The sequence below is a fragment of the Pandoraea apista genome (assembly GCF_001465595.2).
GTDB classification, from domain to species: Bacteria; Pseudomonadota; Gammaproteobacteria; order Burkholderiales; family Burkholderiaceae; genus Pandoraea; species Pandoraea apista.
In genome coordinates this window covers 3,457,411-3,471,242 of sequence record NZ_CP013481.2, presented here as the reverse complement: position 1 = coordinate 3,471,242, position 13,832 = coordinate 3,457,411, and the positions used below count along the sequence as shown (strand labels likewise).

The 13,832-nt window shown below is 63.0% G+C and carries 13 protein-coding genes; 8 read left to right on the top strand and 5 right to left on the bottom strand.

The genetic code is table 11. The annotated features are described in order from the left end of the window. The first annotated feature begins 134 nt into the window (after nucleotides 1–134). The 6 genes from AT395_RS15840 (at nucleotide 135) to AT395_RS15815 (ending at nucleotide 8,375) form a co-directional block, all read left to right on the top strand. Nucleotides 135–2,960: a sensor histidine kinase gene (locus AT395_RS15840; protein ID WP_048629748.1), complete on the top strand. Its 2,826-nt coding sequence runs from the start codon at nucleotides 135–137 to the stop codon at nucleotides 2,958–2,960. Continuing rightward, the gene (gene kdpE / locus AT395_RS15835; protein ID WP_042116545.1) at nucleotides 2,953–3,663 is read left to right on the top strand and encodes a two-component system response regulator KdpE; all 711 of its coding nucleotides are present in this window, start codon (nucleotides 2,953–2,955) and stop codon (nucleotides 3,661–3,663) included. Before AT395_RS15840 ends, kdpE begins: the two co-directional genes overlap by 8 nt. A gap of 452 nt (nucleotides 3,664–4,115) precedes the next feature. Continuing rightward, the gene (gene sugE / locus AT395_RS15830; RefSeq protein ID WP_042116544.1) at nucleotides 4,116–4,433 is read left to right on the top strand and encodes a quaternary ammonium compound efflux SMR transporter SugE; all 318 of its coding nucleotides are present in this window, start codon (nucleotides 4,116–4,118) and stop codon (nucleotides 4,431–4,433) included. A 278-nt stretch (nucleotides 4,434–4,711) separates the two neighbouring features. Beyond that, nucleotides 4,712–5,308 carry a DUF4126 domain-containing protein gene (locus tag AT395_RS15825; RefSeq protein ID WP_042118786.1) on the top strand — a complete coding sequence of 199 codons (597 nt, stop codon included), beginning with the start codon at nucleotides 4,712–4,714 and terminating at the stop codon, nucleotides 5,306–5,308. Beyond that, a complete protein-coding gene (locus AT395_RS15820) occupies nucleotides 5,295–7,844 on the top strand; it encodes an ABC transporter permease (protein WP_048629730.1) in 2,550 nt (849 codons plus the stop codon). Before AT395_RS15825 ends, AT395_RS15820 begins: the two co-directional genes overlap by 14 nt. 87 nt (nucleotides 7,845–7,931) lie before the next feature. Continuing rightward, nucleotides 7,932–8,375 (top strand): group II truncated hemoglobin, encoded by a 444-nt coding sequence (locus AT395_RS15815; protein ID WP_042116539.1) that lies wholly within the window; start codon nucleotides 7,932–7,934, stop codon nucleotides 8,373–8,375. Between the two features lie 52 nt (nucleotides 8,376–8,427). Here the strand turns inward: AT395_RS15815 and AT395_RS15810 are convergent, their stop codons facing one another. Then, a complete protein-coding gene (locus AT395_RS15810; RefSeq protein WP_124988692.1) occupies nucleotides 8,428–9,426 on the bottom strand; it encodes a hypothetical protein in 999 nt (332 codons plus the stop codon). 66 nt (nucleotides 9,427–9,492) lie between these two features. Next, a complete protein-coding gene (locus AT395_RS15805) occupies nucleotides 9,493–9,930 on the bottom strand; it encodes a tetratricopeptide repeat protein (RefSeq protein ID WP_048629728.1) in 438 nt (145 codons plus the stop codon). A 364-nt stretch (nucleotides 9,931–10,294) separates the two neighbouring features. On the opposite strand from AT395_RS15805, the gene AT395_RS15800 reads away from it, so the two are divergent. Next, complete coding sequence (locus AT395_RS15800; RefSeq protein ID WP_042116533.1) at nucleotides 10,295–11,026, top strand: alanyl-tRNA editing protein; 732 nt, start codon at nucleotides 10,295–10,297, stop codon at nucleotides 11,024–11,026. A 54-nt stretch (nucleotides 11,027–11,080) separates the two neighbouring features. Next, entirely contained in the window at nucleotides 11,081–11,692 is a 612-nt protein-coding gene (locus AT395_RS15795) for a DUF924 family protein (protein ID WP_048629727.1), read from the top strand. 33 nt (nucleotides 11,693–11,725) lie between these two features. Here AT395_RS15795 and AT395_RS15790 read toward each other — a convergent pair whose 3' ends face one another. The 3 genes from AT395_RS15790 to AT395_RS15780 all read right to left on the bottom strand — a co-directional run bounded on the left by AT395_RS15790 (nucleotide 11,726) and on the right by AT395_RS15780 (nucleotide 13,750). Next, complete coding sequence (locus AT395_RS15790; RefSeq protein ID WP_048629726.1) at nucleotides 11,726–12,211, bottom strand: DUF2062 domain-containing protein; 486 nt, start codon at nucleotides 12,209–12,211, stop codon at nucleotides 11,726–11,728. Nucleotides 12,212–12,478: 267 nt separating this feature from the next. After that, nucleotides 12,479–13,075, bottom strand: coding sequence for an LOG family protein (locus tag AT395_RS15785; protein WP_042116530.1), 597 nt, complete (start codon nucleotides 13,073–13,075; stop codon nucleotides 12,479–12,481). A 3-nt stretch (nucleotides 13,076–13,078) separates the two neighbouring features. Next, entirely contained in the window at nucleotides 13,079–13,750 is a 672-nt protein-coding gene (locus AT395_RS15780; protein WP_042116529.1) for a TetR/AcrR family transcriptional regulator, read from the bottom strand. Between the last annotated feature and the right edge of the window lie 82 nt (nucleotides 13,751–13,832).

Here is a 13,832-nt window from a genome sequence, read left to right as displayed (position 1 = left end):
GCGGTCCTGCGGTAGATTGGCGGCACGCCCTGGCGCGTGCCGCTTTTTGCATCACTGGGTAACCGGTCGTTTGATGGTTGCCGCGCCGCCTGGCGTGGCCCGCGCCCTTACAGTGGACTGATCCGATGGTTGGCATGGAACGCCCCGATCCTGACGAATTGCTCGACAAGCTGCAACGCGACAATGCGCGCGATCAGCGTGGGCGGCTGAAGATTTTCTTCGGTGCGTCTGCCGGTGTCGGCAAGACGTTCGCGATGTTGCAAGCCGCACGCAAGCTGAGCGAGGAGGGCACCGACGTAGTGGTCGGTGTGTTGGAGACGCACGGCCGCGAGGAAACGGCACGCCTGCTCGAAGGGCTGGAAGTTCTGCCGCAGAAGTCGATCGACTACCGTGGACGTGTGCTGCGCGAATTCGATCTCGACGGCATGCTCGCACGCAAACCGGCCGTGGCGCTGATCGATGAACTGGCCCATGCGAATGTGCCGGGCGAGCGCCACATGAAGCGATGGCAGGACGTACAGGAACTGCTCGATGCCGGCATCGACGTGTACACCACGCTCAATGTGCAGCATCTGGAGCGGCTCAACGACGTGGTGGGTCAGATCACCGGCATTCGCGTGTGGGAGACAGTCCCCGACCGGGTCTTCGATCTCGCCGACGAGGTGAAACTGGTCGACCTGCCGCCCGACGAATTGCTCGAGCGCATGCGCGAGGGCAAAGTCTATATGGCTGCGCAGGCCGAACGCGCCGTACGCAATTTCTTTCGCAAGGGCAATCTGATTGCGCTGCGCGAACTGGCGCTGCGCCGCACGGCCGACCGTGTCGACGCGCAGATGCGCGAATACCGCGCCGATCAGTCGATCAGTCAGGTCTGGCAAGCACGTGAGCGGCTTCTCGTCGCCATTGGGCCCGGGCCCGAAGGCGTGGCGCTGGTGCGTGCGGCCGCGCGGCTGGCGGCGAGTCTGCGGGCCGACTGGCTGGCCGTTCACGTGGAAACGCCTGAGATTCTGCGGCAGCCGGCGGCGCGTCGCGAAAGCACCTACACCACGCTCAAACTCGCGCAGGAACTGGGTGCGGAAACGCTCACGCTCGACGGTGCGCAAGCGGCAACCACGCTTCTCGCCTATGCGCAAATGCGTAACGTCTCGAAGCTGGTAGTCGGTGCGAGCGGTGCGCGGCGCTGGTGGACCGCACGTACGCCGCTGCACGAGCAGTTGCTGCGGCACGCACGCGGTGTCGATGTCGTGCTGATCGGACCAGCCGCCGGAGACCCGACGGCAGACAGGCGCGTGGTGCGCGGCGACTGGCGCGACTGGTTCGAGACAGTGCCTGAGTTGGGGCTCGTTGGCGGCCCGTGGCGGGCGTATGCGTGGGCGGTCGGTATTTGCGGCGCGGTGTCGTTAGCCGCCGCGGAACTCACGTCGTTCCTCGATCTCGCCAATATTGCCATGCTGTATCTGCTCGGCGTGATCGTCGCCGCCATGCGCCTGGGGCGCGGGCCGGGCGTACTCGCGTCCTTTCTATCGGTGGTGTCGTTCGACTTTTTCTTCGTGCCACCGAAAATGTCGCTTTCGGTGTCAGATACTCAGTATCTGCTGACATTCGCCGTCATGCTGACGGTGGCGCTGGTCATCAGCCATCTCACGACCAGCCTGCGTTTCCAGGCGCAACTGGCCACCTGGCGTGAACGCCGCACAGGGGCCGTGTATGCCATGGCGCGCGAACTGGCGGCGGCGCTCACTACGCCGCAGATCGTGGAAATCGGCTCGCGTCATGTGCGCGAAGTGTTCCAGGCGCGTGTGGCGCTGCTGTTGCCGGACAGCCAGAGCAGCGTGCGGCAGCCGGTAGAGAATGCGCGTGCGGAGACCATGCCGGCGCATATCGATACCGATGTCGCTCAGTGGGTCTACGATCGTCAACAGGCTGCGGGGCGGGGCACGAACACGTTGCCGGCATCGGATGCCTACTATCTGCCGCTGCGCGCACCCATGCGCACGCGTGGCGTGCTGGTGGTGGCGCCGGAACCCGAAGGTAGCGGTGCCATCGGCACACCGGAGCAGCAACGTCTGCTCGATACGTTTGCGGCACAAATCGCGCTGGCGCTGGAGCGCGTGCATTACGTGGAAATTGCTCAGGACGCGCTGGTGACCATGGAGTCCGAACGTCTGCGAAATTCGCTGCTCTCGGCGATCTCACACGATCTGCGAACACCGCTCACGTCGATTGTGGGTTTCGCAAGTATGCTCAGCCGGAATGCGCAGACACCGGGCCCATTGCGCACGGAACTCGTCGACGCCATTCATGAAGAAGCACAGCGCATGACGGGCCTCGTGACCAATTTGCTCGACATGGCGAAGTTGCAGGCGGGCGGGGTGCAACTCAACCGTCAATGGCAAATGCTCGAGGAGGTCGTGGGTACGTCGTTACGCGCTAGCCGCCGTGTGCTTGCCGGGCATGAGGTCACGACCCGGCTGCCCGCCGATCTTCCGCTGTTGCGCTTCGACGCTGTGCTGCTCGAACGACTCTTCACCAATCTTCTGGAAAATGCGGCGAAGTACTCCCCGGTGGGGTCTCATATCGAGATTGCCGCACATGTGCAGGGCGACGACGTCGAAGTCAGTGTGAGCGACGATGGCCCCGGCCTGCCGGCAGGAATGGAAGGCCGTATCTTCGAGAAATTCATGCGAGGGGAGAAGGAGTCCGCCAAACCGGGCATTGGCCTGGGACTGGCGATTTGTCGTGCCATTGTCGAGGCGCACGGCGGTAAAATCCACGCCACCAATGTGCCAGACGGTCACGGCGCCCGGTTCGTCTTCACGCTGCCGGTGGAAACGCCGCCTGTGGCTCCGGACGCGCCCGAAGGCGTTGACGAGGACGAGCCGAACATGACGGATCGTCACAGCGAAGGCCCGCAGTCACCCAGCGCCTCAGGCGCAAACGCTACGCAACAACATGAGTGAACCCACCATCACCATTGTGGTGATTGAAGACGAACGGCAGATCCGACGGTTTTTGCGCACTTCGCTGGAAGCCGAAGGCATGGTCGTGCACGAGGCCGAGGCAGGGCGGCAGGGCATGGTCGAGGCTGCCACGCGCAAGCCCGACCTGCTTATCGTCGATCTGGGACTGCCGGATATTGACGGTGTAGAGGTCATTCGGGAAGTGCGAAGCTGGACCGATATGCCGATCATTGTGCTGTCCGCCCGAAATGAGGAAGCCGAGAAGGTGGTGGCGCTCGATGTGGGCGCCGACGACTATCTGACCAAACCATTCGGGGTGTCGGAACTGCTTGCGCGGATTCGGGCGCAATTGCGGCGGCATCATCGCGGTGGAAACACCGAGACGCTCGACGAGGCGTTTTCGTTCGGCGATATCAACATCGATCTGGCGAGACGAAAGGTCACGCGTGCCGGTGAGCCCGTTCACCTGACGCCCATCGAGTACCGGCTGCTGGTCACGCTGGTGCGGCATGCGGGGCGCGTGCTGACACATCGCCAATTGCTCAAGGAAGTGTGGGGGCCCTCGCACGTTGAGAGCAATCACTACCTGCGCATCTACATGGGACATCTGCGCCAGAAACTGGAGGCCGATCCGGCGCAGCCTCAGCACATCCTGACCGAAACAGGCGTTGGCTACCGGCTGGAGGTGGAAGCGATCGGGTGACCCGTTGACCGGATCGCTTGCCGAAGCGGGCAGGCCGCGCAAGGTGACCTGCCGGCACCGCGACGGGCCGACACAGTGACGCGACGACGGGCCGATACGGCTAAACGGCTAAACGGCTAAACGGCGACACGGCTAAACGGCGACACGGCGATATAGCGGTAAGGCGACATAGCAGTATGGCTACGTCACGACAGTGCCCCGACGGCATTCCCCGCAATGACCCTGTTATGGGTGGGGCGTACGGCCGCAACGTCTCAGCTTTGCTAAAATCGCGCTGTTCTGTCCGGCGTGTCTGGCGATCTCCCTCGCGGTGAGATGCCAAGCGGTAATCTCGCAACATTGGCGCTCTGCCATTTCGTTCGACATCCGATAGAACCCATTGCCAGGACGGCCTGTCAATCGGCTCGCTTGTCTTCCGGGGACGACCCCGATTTTTCTTATCGGAGTCAGTCATGGCCTGGATTCTTCTCGTTTTCGCCGGTTTGCTCGAAGTCGCATGGGCCGTCGGCCTCAAATACACGCAAGGCTTTTCGCGTCTTGTGCCATCGGTTTTCACGATCGCGGCCATGATCGGCAGCGTCTGGTTGCTGGCGCTCGCCGTGCGTTCGCTGCCCTTGGGCACGGCGTATGCGATATGGACGGGTATTGGCGCAGTCGGCGCCTTTGTCCTGGGCATCGTGCTGTTCGGGGAATCGGCCTCTGCCGCGCGTATCGCCAGCGTGACGCTGATTCTGGCCGGTCTGGTCGGACTGAAGCTGACGGCAGCCTGAGGGCGGTTCGGGCACGGAGCAGACCGGGCTATCGGGGCCATCTACCCAATTTTCGGCACCGGTGGTGCGTTGCCGCAACGCGCGGCATAATGGCGCGGTAACGGCCGAATTCCCTTTCGGCGGCGGGGCCGGTGGCAGGGGTTCGTCCCGGGCCTTCATCCGCCTTTTCAGTCCGGATGGCGTGGCAACTGTGCGTCCTGCCGGTTGGCCGTTATCGCGTCGGCAGTCTGAGGCGCGTGATCGTGCGACGCCGCCATGTCGGCGGCAGCGAGGTCACCATGCTTGAATCGATTGCGCTGGGCGCAGGGCTGTCCTGGGGCAGTGGTCTGCGGTTGTACCTGACGGTGTTCTGCGCGGGGCTGGCGGCGCGTCTGGGCTGGTTGCATTTGCCGCCGTCGTTGATGGTGCTGACGTCGACGTGGGTGATCGCCACGGCCGGGGTGCTGACGGCCATCGAGTTCTTCGCCGACAAAATCCCGTTCGTCGATAGCGCCTGGGACGCAGTGCATACCTTCATTCGCATTCCGGCGGGGATCGTGCTGGGCGCTGCGGCGCTGGGACAGATGGACCCGACCGTCACGGTGCTGGCCGGTCTGGCGGGCGGCGCGCTGGCGGGAACGGCGCACTTGGCCAAGGCGGGCAGCCGCGCGTTGATCAACACGTCGCCGGAACCTTTCTCCAATGTGGCGGCCTCAGCCGGCGAAGATATCTCCACGGTGGGCGGACTGGCGCTTGCGTTTTTCCTTCCCGCCGTTTTTCTCGTCATGTTGCTGGTCTTCGTCGTGCTGGCGTGGTGGTGGTTGCCCCGCGTCTGGCGCGGGTGGCGCTCGGTGCTGGCGCGGGTCAAAGGATTGAGGAACGATGGGGTTCACTGACGTTGCCCGCCAGGCATGGCGGATGTTCCTGCGCGACTGGCGCGCAGGTGAGTTGCACTTGCTTCTCGTTGCATTATTGCTGGCGGTCGGCGCACTCTCCAGTGTGGGTTTTCTCTCGGATCGGATGCAGGGCGGGCTCGAGCGCGACGCGCGGCAGATGCTCGCGGCCGATCTTGTCGTTCGCAGCGATGCGCCGTTGTCTCCCGAATTCACCCGTCAGGCGCAAGCCGACGGGTTGACAACGGCCGTCATCGCCAATTTTCCGAGCATGGCCAGCGCCATGGGCGAGGGCGGGCAGGTCAGCGCCAGCCGCTTGTCATCGCTCAAGGCGGTCAGCGACGGCTATCCCCTGCGGGGTCGCGTGCGTACCGCACCGGACTCAGGCGCGGGGACACAAGACGCCCCCGCCGCCGGCATTCCCGAGCCGGGCACGGTGTGGGTCGATGCCGCATTGCTCGACGCCCTGCACGTGAAACCCGGCGAGTCCATTCGTGTGGGCAATCGCACGCTGCGCATTGCGGCCGTGATCACGCGCGAGATGGATCGCGGTTACGGCTTTGGATCGCTGGCGCCGCGCGTCATGATGCGTTTCGACGAACTGCCGTCGACAGGGCTCGTGCAGTTCGGCAGCCGCATCACCTATCGCCTGCTGCTCGCAGGCACCGACGCTCAGATCGCCAAGTTCGCCGCGTGGGCGCGTCCCGCAGCCGAACAGGCGCGGGGCGTGCATCTCGAATCGCTGGAAGAAGGGCAGCCGCAGGTGCGCCAGACGCTCGATCGCGCCGAACGCTTTCTGTCGCTGGTTGCCCTGCTCGCCGCCGTGCTGGCGGCGGTCGCCGTGGGCATCGCCTCGCGCCGGTATAGCGAGCGCCATCTCGACGCCTGTGCCGTGATGCGCTGTCTGGGGCTGCCGCGGCGCGCATTGCGCGGCATGGTGACGCTCGAATTTATCGGCCTCGGTCTGATCGGCGGTGTGCTCGGCGTGGCCCTTGGCTATGCGGCGCATTGGGCGCTGCTGGCCCAGTTGGGCGATGTGATCCCGGCCGGGCTGCCGGCGCCGACGTGGCGTCCCGCAGTGTTCGGCCTGACGAGCGCGCTGGTCATGCTGCTGGGGTTCGCGTTGCCGCCGTTGCTCCCGCTGTCCGAGGTTGCACCGCTGCATGTGCTGCGTCGCGATGTGGTGGGCGGCGCCCGCCGTCAAGGCTGGTTGGCCTACGGTGCGAGCGCGCTCGCCTTTGGCGTGCTGCTGCTGTTCGCCGCAAGGGACTTGCGCCTGGGGGCGATGGTGGCTGGCGGCTTCGTGGCCGGTGCGATGGTGTTTGGCGTGCTCGCCTGGTTGGCCATTCGCGTGCTGGCGGCATGGGCTCGACGCTCCGGTGCCGCTGGCGGCGCGATGGGCGGCATCGGATGGCGTTACGCCATCGCCGGTCTGCGCCGCCGTGGCCTCGGCAGTGCCTTGCAGGTCGTGGCACTCGGACTTGGTCTGATGGCGCTGCTGCTGCTTGCCGTCACGCGAAACGACCTTGTCGCGGGGTGGCGTCAGTCGAGCCCGCCCGACGCTCCGAACCGCTTCGTCATCGATATCCAGCCGGGGCAGGACGCACCGGTGCTCTCGCAACTGCGCGCTGCGGGGCTACCCGATGTGCAGCTCTCTCCGATGATTCGCGCGCGATTGACCGCTATCAACGGCAAGCCGGTGACGGGGGAAAGCTATACGGAAGAGCGGGCCCGGCGTCTGGCCGAACGCGAGTTCAATCTGTCGTACACCTCGGCGCTGCCCGAGGGGAATCGCGTGACGGCCGGGCAGTGGTACGGCAACGCCGCGACGCCGCAAATTTCCATGGAAGAAGGTATCGCGAAGACACTGGGCCTGAAGCTCGGTGACACGCTGCGCTTCGAAGTCACGGGGCAGACTATCGACGCACCGATCACCAGCCTGCGCAAGCTGGACTGGGGCTCGATGCGGGTGAATTTCTTTGTGGTGATGCCGCCCGCGGCACTGCGTGATTTCCCGATGACCTGGATCACGTCGTTCCATCTCGAGCCGAAGCAGCAGAGCGTGGCCGATGCGTTGGTGCGTCAGTTCCCGAATGTCACTGTGATCGACACTGGCGCGCTGCTCGCACAGATTCAGCAGATTCTGTCGCAGGTAATCGATGCCGTGCAGGCGCTGTTCCTCTTCACGCTCGCTGCGGGCGTGCTGGTGCTTTACGCGGCGCTTGCCGGCACGCGAGACGAGCGCATGCGCGAGAGCGGTATTCTGCGTGCGCTGGGCGCGTCGTCCCGGCAACTGCGCGACGTGCATCTGGCGGAGTTGGTGACGGTCGGCGCGCTGGCCGGTTTGCTGGCCTCGCTGGGGGCCGGTGCGCTTGGCTGGGCATTGGCGCGCTACGTTTTCGAGTTCGCGCTGCGTTTCAATCCGTGGCTGCCGGTGCTGGGTGTGGTGGCGGGCGTGCTATGCGCGCTGGTTGGCGGATGGAGCGGCCTGCGAGCTGTGCTGCGCCAGTCGGCGCTGCGCACGTTGCGCGAGATCTGACCTGAGGCCGGGGGCGCGACATCTTGCCGCGTCCCGCCAATTGGGCGGCGATGGCAGACGTTGTGGCGCTCGGGCACAATAGCGGCCATGACGACCGAAAACACTTCTCAAACCCCTCCGACGGACGACGACACGCAGGACTCGCCTGCGCAACCGACGGCCTTTTCCCTGCTTGGCGGCGAGGATCGCGTGCGCGAACTCGTCGATCGTTTCTATGATCTGATGGACCTGGAGTCGGAGTTTGCGGGCATTCGGCGCCTGCATCCGGAGTCGCTGGGCGACTCGCGCGACAAGCTCTTCTGGTTCTTGTGCGGGTGGCTGGGCGGCCCGAACCACTACATCGAACGATTCGGCCATCCCATGTTGCGTGCTCGCCATCTGCCGTTCCCGATTGCAACGAGCGAGCGCGACCAATGGTTGCGCTGCATGGCGTGGGCCATGCAGGACATCGGTGTGGAAGTGTCGCTGCAAGAGCGGCTTATGCAGGCGTTTCACGGTACGGCGGACTGGATGAGAAATCGGGCCGGATAATGCTGGATGTGCTTGGATGCCCGCGCGGTGAGCGTGCGGGCATTGCCATGCCTTAAACCGTGGTCTCCGCTATGCCCGGCGTTCGTGGAGACGACGACGCGGGATTGGGGGGCTCGTCGTTGGATACGTATGGGAGTGCGTCAAAGTACTCGGTTGGCGTATCGGATATCTGCGACGAGGTGTCGTCCATGTCATCCGTGTCATGCGAGTCATCTGGCCCATCGTTGTCCGTCACAATCGTTGCCTGCACATTTCCGTCTTGAATGGTCAGGGCGATGTTGGGTCTCGGGATGACGTATTCGAAGCCGTCTGCGCCGGACGCAAACGCAAAAGTGTCATGTGTATCGCCGGATTCATTCCTCTCGAGTTGTTTCGCTTTCTCATGACCCTCGATAAACCAGGTGACCACGTAGCGTTGTATCAGCCTTGATGATGACGCTATGCTGTCGGCAATCGACGAGTTGGAGTTGTCGTGCAGTGCGTCGCGCATTGCGTCGGGGACCGGGATGCGAAGGGCCGTCATTGCCGGGATAAGCCCGGAGAATATCGCCGACGCGGCAAGCGGCGTAGTGGTGGTCGCCATATTGATGTATTCCGCGTACTCCTTGAGGAAAGCGCTATCAATGGCATTGCCGAGGGTCAAGAATATATTGGCGTCGCGCATTTCCTTGCCCGTGGTGGTGGATCCCGACATGTACATATGTCCCACGACCATCAGGTTCATCAGTTCTACGCCGGTTGCGACGACATGAAGCGGAACTTCGACGAAGCCTTTCCAGTTGAATGGCATTTCCGCGATGGCGACGCCTAACGCCGCGCCTTTCGCCGAGCAGTTGATAATCTGCCCGATCAATGCCGCATTGCGCGCGCCACTGTGGGTATGGACAGCCCGTTTGAACTTGTCCCAACTCCCCATCTGTAAATCGCTAGGGGCTCGGGGAATTGCTGACTCGACATCGGTGTTTCGACCGGAGCCGCCGACGCCAGCGACCTGCTGCGTGGCTGAAGTGTTCCTGGTTTGCGGAACGGAGGAAGCAATCGGGAAATGCATGGTGACCTCTGAAGACTTGCTGCTTTCGATGACATGCCAGGTTCAGGCCGGGGCCTGACCAGTGCCTTAGGCGGTAACGAGAAAATGCTCCGCACGAATGCCTATGTCGGCATAGGCGGGGTCTTCACGCGAGATATCCACCGCATGCGTGGCCAGCTCGCGGGCAAGCGCCCGTTCACCCAAGTGGGCCAGACCTTGCGCGCAGATCAGGTAAGGCTCTGGCTCGTCCGGCGCGAAGATCATTGCAGCACTTAAAGGCCCGACAGCAAGGGCATATTCCCTTCGAGCGAAATGCGCGTAGCCCAACAACTTGTTCACGCTGATGTCGAGCGGGCGCTCGTTTAAAAGCGGGTAAAGCAGATCGATGGCAGCTTCATATTCCGCAGCCTCGTAGGCGTCGCGCGCTTGCTGGTAAAGCTGGGGGGCCGCGTTGCCAGGGGCAGACCGTGTGTGCCCGGTTGCTTCGCGGTGAGAAATCGGGGGGGTGTTTCGCGTGGAATGCATGAGGAGATTCCTTCCGTTTTGCATCGATTCGGATTGACGAGCGCCACTCTCGCGGCACTCGGACAAATCCTAAGGGGGACGTCATATCCGTCTCTTTCGATTTGCGACCAAAAGTGTTGTCCACCCTTTATGAGTTAACGCATTGGGATAACCACTGCGTCACGCGCACCGCATGCGCCCAATTCGACAGCGTTGGGCCTATGCCGTGAAACCTTTGCCAGGCGATGATAGCGACGGTGTCCGCTATGGCGGAGACACGCCTATATGGGCACGCAATGACCGTACTGGCGCTGCGGCGCTGGATTGTCCCTTGTCACTCAGGCGTGGTTCGCGCGACTATGGGGATTAAATAAGGAGACGCTCCATGAATACCGAAGCCCTATTCCGGCAAGATGCCTATCTGCGCGCGTGCGAGGCACGTATCACCCATATCGACGAGAGCGGCATCATGCTCGATCGCACTGTTTTCTATCCGCTGGGGGGCGGGCAGGCAGGAGACGCAGGGGAGTTCGTGCTTGCCGACGGGACGAAGCTGAGTATTGCGGATACCCGCAAGTCGAAGCAGGAAGGGGCGACGCCCGACGACGCCGTGCATGTGCCTGCCGAGGGGCAGGAGGACTTGCTGGCGCGATTGGCCGTGGGTGACACCGTGCGTGCCGAGATCGACTGGGAACGGCGCTTTCGCCATATGCGCTTTCATACGGCGTCGCATCTGATGTGCGCCGTATTGCCGCATGCAGTCGACGGGTGCAGCATCACCACGGAGTACGCGCGGCTCGACTTCGTCACGAACGAGCCGATTGAGCGCGAGACGGTCGAAGCCGGGTTGGCGGCGCTGGTGGCGGCGGCACGGCCGGTGGCTATCGACAGTATCAGCGACGAGGAAATGGCGGCGCGTCCGGAACTGGTGCGCACGATGAGCGTGAAGCCGCCCGTGGGGCTGGGACGGGTGCGTCTGGTGCGCATCGAAGGGATTGATCTGCAACCGTGCGGCGGCACGCATGTGGCCAATACGTCGGAGATCGGTGCGTTGCGCGTGGCCAAGATCGAGAAGAAGACGTCGCGCACGCGCCGGGTGGTGTTGGCATTCGCCTGAGTCTGGCATCATGCATGCCATTCCCTAGCGATCAACCCCGCATCAGGACAATCGATGGCAACTTCGGCAGCAGAAACCTCCCCGCAAACGCAGCCCTGGCGAGATGTGCTCGACTTCTGGTTCGGCACCCCGGATTCTCCGGAGTACGGCATGTCGCGTGTCGAGTGGTTTCGTAAGTCGGCGGCATTCGATGAAGAGATCCGTACCCGCTTTGGTGCGCTGCATGCGCAGGCGCTCGCGGGAGCGCTGGAAGACTGGACGCAGACACCGCTCGGCGCCTGCGCGCTGATCGTGGTGCTCGATCAGTTCTCCCGCAATCTGTTCCGGCATCAGGCGAAAGCGTTTGCGGGCGATGCGCGCGCGCTGGCCGTGGCGCGTCGACTGGTGGAGGCGGGGGACGATCAGCGACTGCCTACCGCGCAGCATCGTGTGTTCGTCTATCTGCCGTTCGAACACGACGAGTCGCTGGAAAGTCAGCATCTCTCGCTGGCGTTGTACGAGCAATTGGCGAAGACGTCGGGCATGATCGATAACCTCGATTACGCGCGCAAACACGCGGTCATCATCGAGCGTTTCGGACGCTATCCGCATCGCAATGCTGCGTTGGGACGTGTCTCGACGCCCGAGGAAATCGCCTTTCTGAAGGAACCGGGGTCGTCGTTTTGACGGGGGCGATTGCGCGGCCGACCGGGCTCAGGTTTACGCCCGGCGACGCTGACGCCATTGGATCGTAAGGTATCCGATCACGTAAGCGAGTACGCTGCCGACGACGGCGCAAGCGGTGAGGCCCACGACGAGATGCAGTGTCGCGGTGCCGAAATCGAAATTCCTCAGTTGCGACCAGAAGCTCTCACCGGCCCTTGCGGCGGCGGCCACCGTCGCCTCGATGTCGGCCTGTGGCGACCAATCGAACATCCAGCGGCCCAGACGGTGCGCCCCCAGATAGACGAAGGGCGCCGTCAGCGGGTTGGTCACCAGCGTGCCCACGGCGGCTACGAAGAGGTTTCCGCGCAGCAACGCCGCCGCAAGTATGGCCACGAGCATTTGACCGAACGGAATCAGAATTCCGAAGAAAACGCCGCACGCCAGCCCAATGGCCACGCCGCGTGGCGTGGGCTGCCACAGACTACGACGCAGCAGCAGGCCGGCATGCGGGCGCAGCCAGCGTGAACGCAGTAGCCTCATCGGGCGAAGTATCTTTAACATCATGGGCAGGTTGCTCGTCGAGGAGAGTATTGACCCAGGCGGGCACGAGGCGGGTGCGGGGGTAGATTCCCGCATGCAAAGAATGTCTGAGTGCCGCGTTCGGCAGGAGTTCAATGACGAGGCGGCGGCGCGTCGTGTGCGACGCCCTTGTCTGGCGGGCGGCAACGGTGGGAGGCGGGGAGGGGGAGGAGGGAGGCGTTGCCACTGCGCAGCGGTCAGTGCTGCGCAGCGATCATGCCGGCATACTTAGATCTGCGTGCGCTGGTGCGCCCAGCGATCAACTTGCGAGGGCTTGAAGTGCCGTATCGTCTCGAGCAGCGCTTCGGGCGACGCGGCCACTTGCAATTGATCGAGCTGCGCCCCTTTGAGGAACTGCTCCGTCACCATCGACTGGAGAAACACCATCAGCGGGTCGTAGTATTTCTCGACGTTGAGCAGACCGATCGGCTTTGCGTGATAGCCGATTTGGAGCCATGTGAAGACTTCGAACAGCTCTTCGCAGGTGCCGATGCCGCCGGGCATGGCGATGAAGGCGTCCGACAGATCGGCCATCATCTGCTTGCGCTGGTGCATGTTCTCGACGACATGCAACTCCGTCAGCCCGGTGTGGCCGACTTCCTTTTCCATCAGCGCTTTCGGAATGATGCCGACGACCTGACCGCCATGTGCCAGCACGGCGTCGGCGATGATGCCCATCAGCCCGACCTTGCCGCCGCCATACACAAGGCGAATGCCTGCTTCTGCCATGCGACGGCCCAGCTCACGCGCTGCCTCCGCATACGCCGGGCGCACGCCCGTGGCAGCGCCGCAATAGATACAAATGGATTTGACGTCCGACGACATGCTTTACTGCGCTCCCTTGGATGCTGCTGACTTCTGCGCCATTTGGTCGTAGAGCTGGCGCGCGTTGCCCTTCAGATAGGGCGCCATTTGCGAGAGGATGTGATAGCTCGCCTGATGGAGCCCTGCGCCGATCGCTTCGGGATCGTTATATTTGCGCGGGTTCATCACGAACTGATAGGACAACCAGTACGTGGAAAGCACCACCATGTTGGTGGTCACCACGTCGATCTGTTCCTGCGTGATCTCCATTTCCCCTTCCGCCACGAGCAACTCGCACATCTCGCGTGCAAAACGCCGTTTATGGCCCACGATCTGCTTGAAGTGCGTCTCGAGCGTGCGGTTACGCGCCAGCAGATCGTTCAGGTCGCGATAAAGAAAACGGAAGCGCCACAGAAATTCGGACATGTATTCCAGATACGTTCCGACTTCGTCGAGTTTCGGCTTGTGGTCATCTGGCAGCCGCAGACGGCGTTCGATCTCTTCCTCGAACTGCGCGAAGATGCTGTTGATGATGTCGTCTTTATTGCGGAAGTGATAGTACAGATTGCCGGGGCTGATTTTCATCTCCTCGGCAATCGTAGTGGTCGTTACGTTCGGTTCGCCGATTTCGTTGAAGAGTCGTAGCGACACTTCAAGAATTCGTTCGCGGGTTCGGCGTGGCGGCTTTGCTTCCATGTCTGTCGGCCCCGGTTAGCGGCAAGCTCGGCGAAGGATGTTCTCCGCTTGCGTCTATCAGTTGAATGTCAGGTATACGGCG